We start from the raw sequence: 15,772 nt of genomic DNA on the forward strand, positions 1-15,772 counted from the left end.
CCGGGCGGCACCACGGCGGCGGCCCTCGCCGTGCTCATGCGCGAGGGCGGCGTGCCGGACCTGATGCGCGAGGCGGTCGCGGCCGCGAAGCGGCGCGCGGGCGAGCTCGCCGGCTGAGCCGCCCCCTAACCGATCCGCCTGCGCAACCTACATGGTAGGGAACAGACACGAGGATCGAACGACCATGGCGAACACCAGAGGTGCGAAGCCCAGGGGCCAGAGCGATGCCGGCGGGACCGACATCGCCGTTGCCGTCGCCCCGCAGCAATCCCCCCGCGAGGCGGCCGTGGAGGCGCTGATGCGTCTCGCCGCCGTGCAGCCCTGGAACGACATCGAGATCGGCGACATCGCCCGCGAGGCCGGGCTCTCGCTCGCCGAGTTCCGCGAGCTGTTCCCCTCGAAGGGGGCCGTGCTCGGCGGCTTGTCGCGGATCATCGACCGCAAGGTGCTGGAAGGCGATTCCTCCGACCTCGCCGAGGAGCCCACCCGCGAGCGCCTGTTCGACGTGCTGATGCGCCGGCTCGACGCCATGACGCCCTACAAGGACGCCCTGCGCCGGATCTCCTACGCGCTTCGCGGCGACCCGCTCTCCCTCGTCGCCCTGAACGGCGTAGCGCTGAACTCGCACCGCTTCATGCTGGCCGCCGCCGGCATCGACACCGAGGGGCCGCTCGGCCGGATCAAGCTGCAGGGCGTGGTCATCGCCTTCGCCCGCACGGTGGAGGTCTGGCTCGACGACGACGATCCGGCCCTGGCGCGGACCATGGCACGCCTCGACAAGGAGATCCGCAACGGCGAGCGCTTCATGGAGCGCGCCGACGACGCCCGCCGCCTCACCGCACCGTTCCGCGCCATAGGCCGCTCGCTCCTCGATCGCGGCGCCCGCCAGCGCCGCGGCAAGCGGCCCGAGGACGAGGTCGACCAGCAGACGGTGTGATGGAACGCTTTCCCTCCCCCCTCTGCGGGGGAGGGTGGATGCCGGTCACGAACGAAAAGGGCCGCCCCATGGGGCGGCCCTTTCCTCGTCGAGATCGGTCGATCAGCCGCCGATGCGGTTGGCGAGGACCGCCGAATGGCCGTGCTGGTTGGCGATGTAGGGGAGCGCCTGGTTGGCGAACTCGCGGCCCTGGGCGTTGTCGCCGTTCCGCGAATACGACTCGTAGAGGCCGAGGGTGCGGGCGTCCGAACGGGCCTGCTGCTGGGCGAAGGTCCGGTCGAAGTCGCGGCCGGTGGGGGCGTTCTTGAGGCGGTCGATGCGGGCCTGGCCCTCGGGGCCGATGGCGACGCGGCGGCCGGGCTCGCCGGGGGTGTTGTCGATGATGCCGACGCCGCCGAGCACGCCGCCGACGATCTTCGAGGCGATGGTGGCCGAGATCGTCACCGGGGCGAGCACGACGCCTACGGGATTGTCGAAGCGGGTCTCGAAGGGCTGGCTGTCGGAGACGACGGTGCCGCCGGCGGTCAGCGAGGTGCCCTCGGGCAGCAGCGCCTTGGTGGTGGCCTCACGCTCGACCAGCACGTGCTTGGCATAGGCGCGGACGTTCGGGTTGCGCGACCGCTCGAGGGCGATGCGGCTCGACTCGATGCTCACGGCATCCGAACGCAGGGCGGCAGCGCGGAAGGAAGAGGTGTCGCGGGCCTCGGGGGCGTTGGCATCGAACTGGGGAGCGACGCGGATGCCGAGGGGCTCCTGGGCGAGGGCCGGGGTCGTGATCGCCGCGACGGTGAAGCCGAGGGCGGCGAGAAGCTTGGTGTTGATCATGGCGGAGGTTGTCCTCACACGCCTTTGCGGCGTTTGGTTGAACGAACGTTTCGTCCGGCATGAACGCTTCGTTAACGGGGCGGTTCCCGCGTGGAGGGCATGGCTGTGGTGCGACGCAGCATGCTTCACCTGATCGTGACTCGGCTATCGTCAGCCTTCCCACCCGACCACCTCACCCTTCGAGGCCTCTGCTACGCTCCGGCACCTCAGGATGAGGTGGTTTGGCGGGACGAGTTCTGATCACTGAGCGGCTTTGCCATTACCGGATTTCCCACACGATCACCTCATCCTGAGGTGCCGCGGAAGCGGCCTCGAAGGAGGACTCCAGAAATCACCGCGGAAGCTGGAGGGCTCCTTCGAGGCCTGCGCTGCGCTCCGGCACCTCAGGATGAGGTGGGTGGGTTGGACGCGTGCTGGGCCGCGGGACGTTTTGCCAAGTGCTTCAACGCGTCCCAATCACTGGCGATGAGAGCTTCCTTCTTGGCGCGCCCCCAGCCTTTCACCCGACGCTCGAAAGCAATGGCGTCGGTGATCCGATCGAACTCCTCGGCGTAGACAAGAACGACGGGACGCCGCTCGCTGGTATAGCCTGGGAATGTTCCGGCGTGATGCTCGCCGAGCCGCCTGTCGAGGGTCTCACCGCGAGCCGATCCGACGTAGTAACTGCCATCGGCACAGAGCAGGATGTAGACGAAGGCGGCCATCCCGAACTCCTACCCAACCACCTCATCCTGAGGTGCCCGCGGTAGCGGGCCTCGAAGGAGGGCTCCAGAACACACTGAGCGAACTGGAGGGCTCCGCCTTAGGATAAGGTGAGAGAGCAGCACGACGTCAATGCGCCTCCTCCCAATTCCCCGCCGCCTGCGCCTCCACCACCAGCGGCACGCGTAAGGTCAGCGCGGGCGCGGGCGCCTCGACCATCACCCGGCGGATGACCGGCAGGGCCTTCTCGACCTCGTCCTCGGGGGCCTCGAACACCAGTTCGTCGTGCACCTGCAGCAGCATGGTCACGTTGAGTTTTTCGGCCCGCAGCGCCTCCTCCATCCGGGTCATGGCCCGGCGGATGATGTCGGCGGCCGAGCCCTGGATCGGGGCGTTGATGGCTTGGCGCTCCACCGAGGCGCGCTCGTTCGGGTTGTTGGAGCGGATCTGCGGATAGTGGCAGACGCGGCCGAACAGAGTGGTCACGTAGCCCATGTCCCGGCAGAGCTTCTTGGTGTCGTCGATATAGGCGCGGATGCCGGGGAAGCGCTCGAAATACTGCTTGATGAAGGCGCTGGCCTCCTCGCGGCCGATGCCGAGGCGGTCGGCGAGGCCGAAGGCCGAGATGCCGTAGATGATGCCGAAATTGATGGTCTTGGCGCGGCGGCGCAGGTCCGACGTCATGTCCTTCAAGGCGACGCCGAACATGGCGCTGGCCGTGGCCGCGTGGATGTCGACGCCGTCCTCGAAAGCCTGGCGCAGCTGCGGAATGTCGGCGATGTGCGCGAGGATGCGCAGCTCGATCTGGCTGTAATCGGCCGAGATGAGCTTCCTGCCCTCCGGCGCCACGAAGGCGCGGCGGATGCGCCGGCCCTCCTCGGTGCGGATCGGGATGTTCTGCAGGTTCGGCTCGGAGGAGGAGAGCCGGCCGGTGGTGGTGGCGGCCAGCGAGAACGAGGTGTGGACCCGGTCGGTCTCGCGGTCGGCATGCTGCTGCAGCGAATCCGTATAGGTGGATTTCAGCTTGGCGAGCTGGCGCCATTCCAGGATCTTCTTCGGCAGTTCGTGGCCGGCCTGGGCGAGTTCTTCGAGCAGGGTCGCGGGCGTGGCCCATTGACCCGATGGGGTCTTCTTGGCGCCGGGCAGGCCCATCTTGCCGAACAGGATGTCGCCGATCTGCTTCGGCGACGAGACCTGGAAACGCTCGCCGGCATCCTCCTGGATCTCTTCCTCGAGCCGCACCAGGATCTGCGAGAAGTCGCCGGAGAGCCGGCTCAGCATGTTGCGGTCGACGCGGATGCCCGCCGCTTCCATCCGGGCGATGACCGGAACGAGGGGACGCTCCAGGGTCTCGTAGACGGTCACCCGCTTCTCGGCGACGAGGCGCGGTTTCATCATCCGCCACAGGCGCAGAGTCACGTCCGCATCCTCGGCGGCATAGGCGGTGGCCTTGTCCAGCGGCACCTTGTCGAAGGTGATCTTGGCCTTGCCGGTGCCGGCGACGTCCGAGAAGCTGATCGGCTGGTGGCCGAGATGACGGCGGGCGAGCTCGTCCATGCCGTGCCCGCCCTTGCCGGCATCGAGCACGTAGGAGATCAGCATTGTGTCGTCGAAGGGCGCGATCTCGATCCCGACATTCTGGCGCCGGAACACCAGCCAATCGTACTTGATGTTCTGGCCGATCTTCAGGACGCCCGGATCCTCCAGCAGCGGCTTCAGGGCTGTCAGGGCGGCATCGATCGGGATCTGGCCCGCGATGGGCGTGAACTGTCCCGTGGCCGCCTTGGCATCGCCGAACAGGTCGCTCGCCTCCGACGCCGCCACCGGCTCCACATGGGTCAGCGGGATGTAGGCCGCCCGCCCCGGCGCCACCGCGAGCGACACGCCCACGAGCCGGGCGTTGTTGGCGTCGAGGGAATCGGTCTCGGTGTCCACCGCGACGATGCCGGCCTCGCGCGCTTGCGTGATCCAGGCCTCCAGCCGGTCGAGATGGGTGATCGTCTCGTAGCCCGTCGTGTCGATCGGGTTCGTCGCCTCCGCCGCACGGATGGCGACGAGGCCGGCGGGGGTCGCCTCGGCGGGGCCGCGCGGCTTCGGGCTGCCCTCCGGCAGGTTGAGATCGGCGAAGGGATCGACCTCGCCGCCCTCCGTCGCCGCCTCGAACGGGGGCGCGTCGGTCGCGTCCGAACCCGGCAGCAGGGCGGGGTCGGGCTTCACCGTCTCCGGGTCCACATGCAGCATCGAGGCGATGCGGCGCGTCAGGGTGTTGAACTCCATCGCCTTGAGGAAGCCGACGAGCTTCTCGGGGTCGGGCGCCGGCAGGCGCAGATCGTCGAGGGCGACGGGGAGCGGCACGTCCTCGACGAGGGCCACCAGCCGGCGCGAGAGCTTCGCCTGGTCGATGCTGGCCAGAAGCGTCTCGCGGCGCTTGGGCTGCTTGATCTCGCCCGCCCGCTCCAGCAGCGCGTCGAGGCTGCCGTATTCCTTGATGAGCGCTGCCGCCGTCTTGAGGCCGATACCGGGCACGCCCGGCACGTTGTCGGAGGTGTCGCCGATGAGCGCCAGGGCATCGCCGATCTGGTTCGGCTGCAGGCCCTCCCACTTGGCGATGATGGCGTCGAGGTCGAGGTTGCGCTCGGGCCGGTGGCCGGGCTTGCCCTTCACGCCGGATTCGAAATCGTAGAATCGCACCAGCGGCCCCACGAGCTGCATGAGGTCCTTGTCGGAGGAGACGATGATGACGCCGGCGCCCCGCGCCTCGGCCTGGCGCGAATAGGTGGCGATGAGATCGTCGGCCTCGTAGCGTTCGAGCTCGATCGGCTGCAGGCCGAAGGCCCGCACCGCCTCGCGCATCAGCGGCATCTGGCGCTTGAGGTCGTCCGGCGCGTCGGGGCGGTGGCCCTTGTAATCGGGGTAGAGCTCCTTGCGGAACGAGCCCTCCGACTTGTCGAACACGATGGCCAGATGCGTCGGCTTGATCCCCGCAGCGCCGTCCTGAACGAACTGGGCGATCTTGGTGCAGAACAGCCGGATCGCCCCCGTGGGCAGTCCGTCCGAGGGCCGGGTGTTGTACTTCTGGTCCTGGTTGATCGACTGGAAATAGGCGCGGAAGATGAAGGACGACCCGTCCACCAGGATGATCTGATCGCCGGGGCCGACGGGGGCGGAAGCGCTGGTCGTCATCGGGCGGCAATGTCTCGCGAAGGGTGATTCAGGGCGGCCGCTCTCACGGGGCCGGCGGCCTGCTCAGTTCGGTGCGGCAGGCCTCGATGATCTCGGTCAGCTGGTCGTGGACGGTCTTCCAGACGTTGTCCAGCGCCAGCCGGTGATAGGCATGTCGATAGAAGTTGCCGGCATCGGCGATGTCGCGCCAGGGTATTTGGGGATGCCGCGCCTTGGTTTCCGCTCCGAGCCGCCTGCTCGCTTCGGAGATGATCTCCAGGCAGCGGACGACGGCATAGTTGGTGCGCTGATCGGCTTCGAAGGCCGCGAAGGTCATCCCGGCAGTGAAGTCGAGGGCGGCCTCGGCGTTCTCGACGATGTCCTCGCAAGCATCGCGCTCGCGCTCAGAAGACAGGGACGGCATCACGCTCCACCCGTGCCCGGACACGCTCCTTCAAGGTTTGGCGGTTCGCCACATCGACCGCCACCGGAAACAGGTCTCCGATGAAGTTGCAGAGACCGACATAGCCGTAGACGTCGAGCCCAAGACCCTCGTCGAGGTCGATGACGATGTCGACATCGCTACCGGGATGGGTATCCCCGCGCGCGACCGAACCGAACAGGGCCGCGTGACGGACGCCGCGCCGCTGCAACTCGCCTTCATGGGCGCGAAGAATGTCGATGGCCGTCCGGGAATCCATATCGCGACGTTAGCGCAAGACCATCGCCTGCTGAAGTGGCCGTGAGCGGCCGCGAGAGAGGATGGTTTCGAGAGGACGGGTGCAAGTGTCGCGCGCCGGAACTGGCGATTCCGGGTGGCGTTTCAGCTTCGTCTCCCACAGCTTCGGATTCCCGCCGCATGATCCCGGTCCGCCCTTCGACCTGCCTTGCCCTGACCCTCGCTTTCTCCGCCGCCCCGCTGCCGGTCCTCGCCCAGGCGCTGCAGAACCCCGGCACCGCGACGATCGAGGCGCATGTGGTCAAGGCCGCGCCGCTGGAGGCGACGCCGGAGCGGATCGCAGGGCTCAAACTGCCCGCGGGCTTCAAGATCGAGGCCTTCGCCCGCGATCTCGGCGCGCCCCGCGTCATCGTCGTGGCCCCGGACGGGGCGCTCTATGTCAGCGACCGCGAGGCCGGCACGGTCACGCGTATCGATGCGGCCGACCCGACCAAGCGGCAGGTCGTCCTGAACAAGCCGGACGTGCACGGCCTCGCCATCCATGACGGCACCCTGTTCTACGTGACGGTGAAGGAGATCTTCTCGGCGCCGATGAAGGCCGACGGCAGCCTCGGATCGGAGACGAAACTGGTCTCCGATCTGCCCGATGCCGGCCAGCACCCCAACCGCACCATCGGCTTCGGGCCGGACGGGTGGCTCTATGCGAGCCTCGGCTCCACCTGCAACGAGTGCGAGGAGCGCAACCCCGAGAACGCCACCATGGTCCGGATGAAGCCGGACGGGTCGGGCCGCGAGATCGTCGCCTCGGGCCTGCGCAACACCATCGGATTCGCCTGGGAGCCCGGCACCAAGGCCCTCTACGGCTGGGACGACGGCGTCGACTGGCTCGGCGACAACGAGACGCCGGAGGAACTCAACCGGATCGAGAAGGGCAAGAAATACGGCTGGCCCTACATCTTCGGTGCCGGGATCAAGAACCTCTACCGCGAAGTCCCGAAGAGCTCCCTGGAGCAGTGGGACAAGGACAGCGAGCGCCCGGTTCTCACCTGGACGGCCCATGCCTCCTCGATGCAGTTCACCTTCTACGACGGGGCGCAATTCCCGGCCGAGTACAAGGGCGACGCCTTCGTCACCATGCACGGTTCGTGGAATCGCAAGCCGCCGAGTGGCTACGAGGTTCTGCGCGTGCATTTCGAGAACGGACAGCCGAAGACCATCATCCCCTTCGTGTCGGGCTTCCTCACCGAGGGCGGCCCGAGCGGCTGGTCGCGCTTCGCCCGGCCCTTCGGACTGGCGGTGGCCAAGGACGGAAGCCTCTATCTCGGCGACGACCAGCACGGCATCGTCTATCGGATCAGCTACAAGGGCTGACCCGCTGTCTAACGATTAAGAAGTACAGGAATGAACTGATTTTTCTGTATTTGCAGATCGACCTCAACGTTTGCTCGTTCCTTTGCCGACGTAACAGGGAAGTAATTTTTATCCGGCGGCAGGGATATTGCTATGATCAGTGTATGAGTATCAGTTCTGCCGCCGTCCAATACCAAATTGAACGTTCCAATTGTTGTGCTTCTTGCTAGAGAGCTAAGAAGGACGGCAGGACTTGCTGAACCATTGAATGTTGTTGTAAATGTTATAGTATCGGCGAATAATACGGTTTTATCCTTTGCGTTCTCGCTTAATAAGAGTGTTTCGTTTAATCCAAAAAATGTATCTAATACTTCTCGTATACCGATATTGCCTGTTATCGGATACGCATAATTCACTTGGTTTGTGGGCTTTGCGCATTCCTCTCCTTTTAAGTATAGCTCTTTGATCGTTTTTACTATTCTGAAGTTTCTGATATTCTTTCTTGTCCTATCGGATGAGCCTTTAAGACTCAATGCATCAGAGTTATTTGCAATGATAGATAAGATCCCTAATTCTGTAGAAATCTTATTTGTTTCTGTCATGTCAAACGTAAAATCTAAAGCTATAGCTGTTCCATCATACTTGTCTAAGAGTTTTGAAAGTTCAGGTTCGATTTTATCGTATGGTAAATTCTTCAACGATGCCGGGTTTTCGTTCAGTATTTTTAGTATTTTGTCCGCATTGCGAAAATTTTTTCGTTTAATAAAATCAATAAGTATGTCATTTACTGCATAAAACGCTTCGCATCGTATCTTATTAGCTATTTCAAGTGTAGTTACGCCGGTAACGTCTTCTGGAACAGGATGAATTGAGCAAGCAGCTGTAGCTGCTGCTAAGAAAACTGAGTACGCAATAGCCAATGAAGATCTATATATGCGCATAATTTTTGAAATCCGAATAAAGGCTTCACAAAACTTATTTACCTCAATGTCGGCGGTGTCAGTTGTAAAAATACAACTTTTAGAAAAATACAACTTTATGTGATATCAAGCTAAGCGCAGTTGCTCAGCTCGCGGCGCCCACCGTGTCGGCCATCCGTGCGTCGCGGGTGCCGAGGGGCTGTTCCCGTCCGATCTTGGTGTCGATCTCGGTCTGGTGCTCCATCTCGGCGTTGATCTCGGCGCCGACGAGGACGATCGTGGTGGAGATCCAGATCCAGGTCATGAAGCCGACGACGGCGCCGAGGGACCCGTAGGTCTCGTTGTACTTGCCGAAATTCGAGACGTACCAGGAGAAGCCGAGAGAGCCGACGAGCCAGAGCACGCCGGCGCTGGCGCTGCCCCAGGTCACCCAGCGCCAGCGCGGCGCATCGCGACTCGGGCCGTAGCGGTAGAGCAGGGCGAGGCCGCCGAGCACCGCGAGCAGCAGGACTGGCCAGCGCAGGAGCGAGATGTACCAGGCCTCCGCGCTGAGCCCGACGACGTTGATCACCGCCGGCACCACGACGATGCCCACCAGCGCGAGCACGATGAAGAGCAGCGCCCCGCCCGTGAAGGCGAGCGAGCGCAGGTTGAGCCAGAAGAAATTGCGGGTCTCGCGCTCCTCGTAGACGATGTTGAGCGCCTGGAAGACCGCCTTCATCCCGCCATTGGCGCTCCAGATCGAGAGGGCGAGGCCGGTGAAGAAGGTGAAGCCCAGAGCCGTGTCGCCCTTGGCGGCAATCCGCTTCACCTGCTCGCCGATGATGTCGAGGGCCCCGGACGGGATCACACCCTGCAGGGTCTGGAGGTGATCGTTGATGGTCGCCACGTCCGCCACCAATCCGTAGCAGGAGACCAGGGCGGCGATGGCCGGGAAGATCGCCAGAAGGACGTAGAAGGTCACGCCCGCGGCGACCGAGACGATGTTGTTCTCGCCGATATCGTGGAAGACGCGCATGCCGATGTCCTTCCAGCCCGAGGCGGGGATCTCGGAGGGGCTTGCGGCCTGTCGTCCACGTTCCGGCTCCGTCCTCGCCACGTGCCTGGCATCCGCGCCTCCGTGGGACGGCGATGGTTCGCTGGTTCGCGGCACCGACGGTTCGGTGCGGGCGGAGCCTTCCGCGCCTTTTCTCGGGAGGACGAGGACGCCGATGAGCGCCGTGACGAGACCGATCGTCCACAGCGTCGAGCCCGCCTGCTCGGGAGACTTCACCGCTGCCGGCTGATGATGTGGCTCGGCCATCGATGATCCGCCCGCGTCGCTAAAAAGTGAATACACTTCACATCGACAACCTTCCGGTCCTTCGAGAGTTTCATGGAGTCGCGAGGGTTTTGGAGCCGCGAAGGTTTTGCCGGCTCACGAGATAGACCTGTCGCGATCGGAATCGCCCGTCGGGCGGCGATCCGGGCGAGGTTTCGGCGCGGGGCGTGCCTTCAGGCACGGACTTTAAACCGATCTGCGGCTATGCGGGGTTCGCAAAAGTGGTCACCGGCGTTGCGTCGGTAACCTGCGACACACCAAGGAGCTAAGCAGCGTGAAGCGTTGGCGTGCCAACGCGAACCTGCTTAGGAGGCGCCATTCGGTGCTTGCCCTCGGCCGCCGTTGCCCTCACCGTTTTTACGAAACACTCCCCGCGAAACACTCCCGCGAAGCACTCTCGAACGAGGATACGACAGCCCCGTGCCGCATGCGACCGAGCTGATTGCCATCATCGCCCTGGGCCTCGTTCTGGCCTTCGCCTGCGGGATGCTCGCCCAGCGCCTGCGGCTGCCGCCCCTCGTCGGCTATCTCCTCGCCGGCGTCCTCGTCGGCCCCTACACGCCCGGCTTCGTCGGCAACAGCGAACTGGCGAGCCAGCTCGCCGAGATCGGCGTGATCCTGCTGATGTTCGGGGTGGGACTGCATTTCTCGATCAAGGACCTGATGGCGGTGCGCACCATCGCCCTGCCGGGCGCCATCGTGCAGATCGTCGCCGCCACCGCCATGGGCGGCCTGCTGGCGCATCTGTGGGGATGGGGCATCGGGGCGGGCCTCGTCTTCGGCCTCGCCCTCTCGGTGGCGAGTACCGTGGTGCTGCTGCGGGCGCTGGAGGAGCGCCAGCTCCTCGACAGCGACAAGGGCCGCATCGCGGTGGGCTGGCTCATCGTCGAGGATCTGGCGATGGTCCTCGCTTTGGTCCTGCTGCCGGCCCTCGCGCCCTCCCTCGGGGGAACCGGCGACGGCGCGGCGCACCATGTCGGCGACGGCAACATCTGGCTCACCCTGGCGCTGACCCTGGCCAAGGTCGCCGTCTTCACCCTGGTCATGCTGGTGGGCGGACGCCGCGTCGTGCCCTGGCTCCTCGATCAGGCGGCCCGGACCGGCTCGCGCGAACTCTTCACCCTGGCGGTGCTCGCCCTGGCGCTCGGCATCGCCTTCGGCTCGGCCGAGCTGTTCGGCGTGTCCTTCGCGCTCGGCGCGTTCTTCGCCGGCATGGTGCTCGCCGAATCCGACCTGAGCCATCAGGCGGCCGCCGATTCCCTGCCGCTGCAGGACGCGTTCGCGGTGCTGTTCTTCGTCTCGGTGGGCATGCTGTTCGATCCCGGCATCGTCCTGCGCGAGCCGCTCTCGGTGCTCGCCGTCCTCGGCATCATCCTGCTCGGCAAGTCGGTGGCCGCCGTGGCGATCGTCCTGGCCTTCAAGCACCCGCTCGGCACCGCCCTCACCATCGCGGCGAGCCTCGCGCAGATCGGCGAATTCTCCTTCATCCTCGTCAGCCTCGGCCTGTCCCTGAAGCTGCTCCCCACCGAGGGGCGCGACCTGATCCTGGGCGGCGCCATCCTCTCCATCACCCTCAACCCGCTCTTCTTCGTCCTGGCGGACCGGGCGACGCGCTACTTCGCCGAGCGGCCGGACCTCGCCGCACGGTTCGAGCGGCGCGGCGCGGCGGAGACGGCCGTCACCGAGGCGCCCAAGCCCCATCGCGGACACGCCATCGTGGTCGGCTACGGCCGGGTCGGCAGCACCATCGCCAAGGCCTTCGCCGCCTGGGACCTTCCCTATCTGGTGGTCGACCGCGACCGCCGCCGCGTCCTCGATCTGCGCAAGGACGGGATCGAGGCGGTGTTCGGGGACGCCACCGCGCCGGGCATCCTCGAAGCCGCCGATATCGGCGAGGCGCGCCTCATCGTCATCGCGTCTCCCGAGGCGCATACCGCGCGGCGCCTCGTCGAACTCGCCCGCGAGGCCAATCCCGGCATCGACACCCTGGTGCGCACCCATAACGACGGCGAGCGCCATTATTTCGAGGAGCAGGGCGTCGGCCTCGTCCTCATGGCCGAGCGCGAACTTGCCTTCGGCATGACGCTCTACGCCCTGCGCAGCCTCGGGCTGAAGGAAGGCGAAGCGCGCATCTTCGTCGACAGCACCCGCGTGGAAAGCCGCTCCGCTCCGGTGGAGGCCGAGATCGACCATGGCGCGCCGGAATTGCGGCCGCACAAGACGGGCGTGGTGGAGAGCTGAGTCACGCCGCCAGTTCCCGTGCGAGCGCGCCGACCCGTTTCAGGTCGTCGACGAAGGCCAGATAGGCCTCCTCCTTCGCCTCGTCGGGCAGGCGCAGGAGATACGAGGGATGCACGGTGATGAAGCCCTCGAAGGCCTTGCCGAACGAGGCCGGGCCGCGCGCCCGCGTGATCGGGATCGCCTTGCCGGTGAGCGACAGGACGGCGGTCGCGCCCAGGGCGACGACGAGCTTCGGCGCCACGAAATCCAGTTCGCGGTCGAGCCACCAGCGATAGTGGCTCACTTCGCCGGCGGTGGGCTTCTGGTGGATGCGGCGCTTGCCGCGCTCCTCGAACTTGAAGTGCTTGACCGCATTCGTGAGGTAGGCCTCGTTCCGCACGATCCCCGCATCGGCCATGGCGCGCGACAGGAGCTGCCCGGCCGGCCCCACGAAGGGGCGGCCCTGCCGGTCCTCCTGATCGCCGGGCTGCTCGCCGACGAAGGCGATCGTCGCACCCGCGGGACCCTCGCCGAGGACGGCCTGCGTTGCCCCCGGAACCAGCGGCTCCGAGCGCCGGATGATGGCGTTGAGTTCGTCGAGGGAGACCGGATCCTGGTCGGTCATCGCCGCGACGGCCTTGGCGGGGTTTCGCTTGATCGGCATCTGCGGCTCCCTCTCGATCATGGCCTCGGTGCGGGCCGCCGCGGCGCGGACGAGACCGGGGATCGCCGCGGTCTCGGGCATGTTGCGCCAGTACTTCTTCGGCATCTCCGCCCGCATGGCGGCGAGGTTGGTGCGGGCCGGGTTGAAGGTGCTCTCGTAATAGTCGCGCCAGCCGGCCTCGAACCCGTCGGCCTCGGGCGCGTCCTCGCGACGTCCGGGCGGGCCGAAGGTGAGGGCGGCGCCGTCCCAATGGGCGGACCCGTCCGGCGTCAGGATCGACCAGTTCAGCGACCGGAACCGCGAGACGAAGAACGTGCTCGCCGCCTGCAGGATGTGATGGTCCGGCTCGAACCAGGCGACGAAGCGCTCGGCCCCCTCCACCTCGGTCCGGCGGAAGCGCAGGAAGGCGTGCATCTTGTGCAGGTCGCGGGCAATGGCCTTGCGCATCCGGTCGAGGCGATGGACCAGCGGATCGCTCCCCACCTCCAGCAATTCGCGCTCGCCGTGGGTGATGCGCCAGATCAGTCGGTAGAGGAGGGCGTAGCGCTCGGGGTCGCGGTGCGGCACCACCATGCGGATCAGGTCGGCCACCGGCCGCGGCAGGCTTAGCGGCGCATCGGAGCCGGATTCCGGCTGGGAGACCTGTCCGAACAGGCCGGGGGCCTGCCCGATGGACCAGACTACTTTATCGGGCGGGACCGATGCCGCTGCGAGCCGGCGCACGGCGGCACGAAAGCCGTCGAGATCGGCGCCTTCGCGGAGGGAGACCGTCTGGAGTGATCCACCCGACCTTTCCCCCTCTGCGGGGGAGGGTGGCCCTCGCGTGAGAGAGGGTCGGGAGAGGGGAGCGCGTTGTCCGGAGAGGTCGTCCCCGCTCCCGCCTGCTCCGCAGGCACCCTCCCCCGCAGAGGGGGAAGGGTGGTGCTCACCATCGCGGTCCATCAGAACAGGCTCAGCTGCCGCGCCGGCTCCGCGAGCTTGGTCCGCAGATCGAGCCGGTCGGTGCCGCCGGGCCCCGGGTGGTAATCGGCGGCGATGAGGAAGGGGCGGGCGCGCTTGAGGCCGGAGGTGAGGCGGGCGACGTCGTCGAGGCGCAGCCGCGTATGCCGGCGTGCCGTCACGATCTTGTCGACGGCACGGGCACCGAGGCCCGGCACCCGCAGCAGCATCTCCCGGTCGGCCGCGTTCACGTCCACGGGAAAGCGGCCCCGGTTCTTGAGCGCCCAGGCGAGCTTCGGATCGATGTCGAGGGAGAACATGCCGTCCTCGGCCGCATCCGCCACGTCGTCGGCGGAGAAGTCGTAGTACCGGATCAGCCAATCGGCCTGATAGAGCCGGTGCTCGCGCTGGAGCGGCGGCGATTTCAGCGGCAGGATGGTGGAGCCGTCGGGGATCGGGCTGAAGGCCGAGTAATAGACCCGCTTGAGGTTGAACGAACCGTAGAGATGGGCGCTCTTGCGGATCAGAGCCTCGTCCGTGGTCGCATCCGCGCCGACGATGACCTGCGTCGACTGGCCGGCGGGCGAGAAGCGGCGCTTCTCGGCCTTGGCCTCGGTGATCCGCGCGCCGATCTGCTTCATCGCGTTCTGGATGACCGGCCCGTTCTTCTCGGGCGCCAGCCGGTGCAGGCTGGCATCGGTGGGGAGTTCGAGATTGATCGAGAGCCGGTCGGCGTAGAGGCCGGCCTCCTCCACGAGCCACGGGCTCGCCTCCGGAATCGACTTGAGGTGGATGTAGCCGCGAAAGCCGTGGTCGCGCCGCAGGCTCTTCGCCACCCGCGTCAGCAGTTCCATCGTGTGGTCGGGCGATTTGATGATGCCGGACGAGAGGAACAGCCCCTCGATGTAGTTGCGCTTGTAGAACTCCACCGTGAGGGTCACGACCTCCTCGACGCTGAACTTGGCGCGCTGGACGTTGGAGGAGCGCCGGTTCACGCAATAGGCGCAGTCGAACAGGCAATAGTTCGTCAGCAGGATCTTCAGGAGCGAGATGCAGCGCCCGTCCGGCGTGTAGGCGTGGCAGATGCCGGCCCCGGTGGTCGAGCCGAGTTCGCCCTTCCCCGCGACGCGTTTCGGCGCCCCCGACGACGAGCAGGAGGCATCGTATTTCGCGGCATCGGCCAGGATGCGCAGCTTCTTGGCGAGGGTCTCGTCCATGACAGGGACATGCGCGTCGTTCGTGTTTCGTTCAAGTTTTTGTCGGGTCCGGTCGGAAATGTCGCAGCGTGCGGTGTCTCCGCTCCCGCACGCGACGAGAGGGGGTCGCACGACTTGCCTCCATCACCGGTCGAGACCGTCCTCCTCGTCCGGATCCGCATCGATCGTCGTCTTCGCCAAGCCATACGAGAATCCGGCCCGCGCCATGGCGGCGATGTCCTTGTCGCGGTGGGCGGCGCGGGTGCCGGGGCGCCGGAACGGGCCGAGCCGGCGGCGCCTGGCATAGGCGCGCGCCGCCGCCTCTTCGGCATCCGTGCCTTCCTCCTCGGCCTTGTCGCGCTCGGTCTCGAGGGTCTCGGCGATCAGCGTCCGGTCGACGCCCTTGGCGGCGAGCTTGGCGGACAGGCCGCGTGCGGAGGTGCCGCGCCGGCGCAGGGTTGCCGCCCGCGCGGCGGTGAAGCGGGCATCGTCCACGAGGCCGGACGAGCGGGCGCGCTCCACGATGGTCGCGATCGTCTCGGCGAAGGCGGCCGGATCCTCGTCCCGAAGCCGGCACCTTTTGGCGACGCGCCGCTCCAGAACCTGGCGCAGCATCGCCACCGAGGCGCTGTAGCGCTCCAGATAGTGCAGGGCGACCCGCTCCAGATAGGTCGCCGTCACCGGCGGCGTGGGCTTTGCTTGGGAAGGCTTCGCTCCCGAGGGGTCGTCCCTGGAGGAGGATGCGGAACGCCGCCCCGCAACGTTTCGAGCGCTCATCGGTTCATCACGCTTCGGACAGGTTTCAGGATCATGAGGCCCCTCGTCTCGACCGAGAACCGGTTGCCTGTCTTACCCCG

General features: G+C 66.3%; 13 protein-coding genes and 1 pseudogene. 4 read left to right on the plus strand and 10 right to left on the minus strand.

Features of this window, described 5'->3' with window-relative positions:
• A partial coding sequence (locus ACFQ4G_RS03965; RefSeq protein ID WP_379039807.1) for a pyrroline-5-carboxylate reductase dimerization domain-containing protein occupies positions 1–117 on the plus strand: 117 nt, incomplete at its 5' end.
• A 67-nt stretch (positions 118–184) separates the two neighbouring features.
• Positions 185–937: a TetR/AcrR family transcriptional regulator gene (locus tag ACFQ4G_RS03970; protein ID WP_238204168.1), complete on the plus strand. Its 753-nt coding sequence runs from the start codon at positions 185–187 to the stop codon at positions 935–937.
• Positions 938–1,039: 102 nt separating this feature from the next.
• Here ACFQ4G_RS03970 and ACFQ4G_RS03975 read toward each other — a convergent pair whose 3' ends face one another.
• The 5 genes from ACFQ4G_RS03975 to ACFQ4G_RS03995 all read right to left on the minus strand — a co-directional run bounded on the left by ACFQ4G_RS03975 (position 1,040) and on the right by ACFQ4G_RS03995 (position 6,327).
• Complete coding sequence (locus tag ACFQ4G_RS03975) at positions 1,040–1,762, minus strand: DUF4142 domain-containing protein (protein ID WP_238204166.1); 723 nt, start codon at positions 1,760–1,762, stop codon at positions 1,040–1,042.
• Between the two features lie 383 nt (positions 1,763–2,145).
• Positions 2,146–2,466 (minus strand): GIY-YIG nuclease family protein, encoded by a 321-nt coding sequence (locus tag ACFQ4G_RS03980; protein ID WP_238204164.1) that lies wholly within the window; start codon positions 2,464–2,466, stop codon positions 2,146–2,148.
• Positions 2,467–2,593: 127 nt separating this feature from the next.
• A complete protein-coding gene (gene polA, locus ACFQ4G_RS03985; RefSeq protein WP_238204162.1) occupies positions 2,594–5,647 on the minus strand; it encodes a DNA polymerase I in 3,054 nt (1,017 codons plus the stop codon).
• A gap of 43 nt (positions 5,648–5,690) precedes the next feature.
• A complete protein-coding gene (locus ACFQ4G_RS03990; RefSeq protein ID WP_238204160.1) occupies positions 5,691–6,050 on the minus strand; it encodes a HepT-like ribonuclease domain-containing protein in 360 nt (119 codons plus the stop codon).
• A complete protein-coding gene (locus ACFQ4G_RS03995; RefSeq protein WP_238204158.1) occupies positions 6,031–6,327 on the minus strand; it encodes a nucleotidyltransferase family protein in 297 nt (98 codons plus the stop codon). Before ACFQ4G_RS03995 ends, ACFQ4G_RS03990 begins: the two co-directional genes overlap by 20 nt.
• A 158-nt stretch (positions 6,328–6,485) precedes the next feature.
• On the opposite strand from ACFQ4G_RS03995, the gene ACFQ4G_RS04000 reads away from it, so the two are divergent.
• Entirely contained in the window at positions 6,486–7,676 is a 1,191-nt protein-coding gene (locus ACFQ4G_RS04000) for a PQQ-dependent sugar dehydrogenase (RefSeq protein WP_238204155.1), read from the plus strand.
• 8 nt (positions 7,677–7,684) lie between these two features.
• Here the strand turns inward: ACFQ4G_RS04000 and ACFQ4G_RS04005 are convergent, their stop codons facing one another.
• Both ACFQ4G_RS04005 and ACFQ4G_RS04010 read right to left on the minus strand, forming a co-directional pair.
• The gene (locus ACFQ4G_RS04005; protein WP_238204153.1) at positions 7,685–8,689 is read right to left on the minus strand and encodes a hypothetical protein; all 1,005 of its coding nucleotides are present in this window, start codon (positions 8,687–8,689) and stop codon (positions 7,685–7,687) included.
• A 31-nt stretch (positions 8,690–8,720) separates the two neighbouring features.
• On the minus strand, positions 8,721–9,878 hold the full coding sequence (locus tag ACFQ4G_RS04010) for a YihY/virulence factor BrkB family protein (RefSeq protein ID WP_238204151.1): 1,158 nt from the start codon (positions 9,876–9,878) through the stop codon (positions 8,721–8,723).
• 438 nt (positions 9,879–10,316) lie between these two features.
• Between ACFQ4G_RS04010 and ybaL the strand changes: the two genes are divergently transcribed.
• Entirely contained in the window at positions 10,317–12,137 is a 1,821-nt protein-coding gene (gene ybaL / locus ACFQ4G_RS04015) for a YbaL family putative K(+) efflux transporter (protein WP_238204149.1), read from the plus strand.
• Position 12,138: 1 nt separating this feature from the next.
• Here the strand turns inward: ybaL and ACFQ4G_RS04020 are convergent.
• The 3 genes and pseudogenes from ACFQ4G_RS04020 to ACFQ4G_RS04030 form a co-directional block, all read right to left on the minus strand.
• A pseudogene (locus ACFQ4G_RS04020) lies at positions 12,139–13,593 on the minus strand (UdgX family uracil-DNA binding protein); the annotation flags it as partial.
• Positions 13,594–13,721: 128 nt separating this feature from the next.
• A complete protein-coding gene (locus ACFQ4G_RS04025; protein WP_238204145.1) occupies positions 13,722–14,936 on the minus strand; it encodes a putative DNA modification/repair radical SAM protein in 1,215 nt (404 codons plus the stop codon).
• 123 nt (positions 14,937–15,059) lie between these two features.
• Entirely contained in the window at positions 15,060–15,596 is a 537-nt protein-coding gene (locus ACFQ4G_RS04030) for a RecX family transcriptional regulator (RefSeq protein WP_238204143.1), read from the minus strand.
• Positions 15,597–15,772 lie beyond the last annotated feature (176 nt).

The organism is Methylobacterium marchantiae, from assembly GCF_042679825.1.
Taxonomy (GTDB): domain Bacteria; phylum Pseudomonadota; class Alphaproteobacteria; order Rhizobiales; family Beijerinckiaceae; genus Methylobacterium; species Methylobacterium marchantiae.

Coding starts and splice junctions, on each gene's coding strand:
- ACFQ4G_RS03995 (WP_238204158.1), bottom strand. CDS start 6,327: ATGGATTCCCGGACGGCCATCGACATTCTTCGCGCCCATGAAGGCGAG.
- polA (WP_238204162.1), bottom strand. CDS start 5,647: ATGACGACCAGCGCTTCCGCCCCCGTCGGCCCCGGCGATCAGATCATC.
- ACFQ4G_RS03970 (WP_238204168.1), top strand. CDS start 185: ATGGCGAACACCAGAGGTGCGAAGCCCAGGGGCCAGAGCGATGCCGGC.
- ACFQ4G_RS04025 (WP_238204145.1), bottom strand. CDS start 14,936: ATGGACGAGACCCTCGCCAAGAAGCTGCGCATCCTGGCCGATGCCGCG.
- ACFQ4G_RS04000 (WP_238204155.1), top strand. CDS start 6,486: ATGATCCCGGTCCGCCCTTCGACCTGCCTTGCCCTGACCCTCGCTTTC.
- ACFQ4G_RS04010 (WP_238204151.1), bottom strand. CDS start 9,878: ATGGCCGAGCCACATCATCAGCCGGCAGCGGTGAAGTCTCCCGAGCAG.
- ACFQ4G_RS03975 (WP_238204166.1), bottom strand. CDS start 1,762: ATGATCAACACCAAGCTTCTCGCCGCCCTCGGCTTCACCGTCGCGGCG.
- ACFQ4G_RS03990 (WP_238204160.1), bottom strand. CDS start 6,050: ATGCCGTCCCTGTCTTCTGAGCGCGAGCGCGATGCTTGCGAGGACATC.
- ACFQ4G_RS03980 (WP_238204164.1), bottom strand. CDS start 2,466: ATGGCCGCCTTCGTCTACATCCTGCTCTGTGCCGATGGCAGTTACTAC.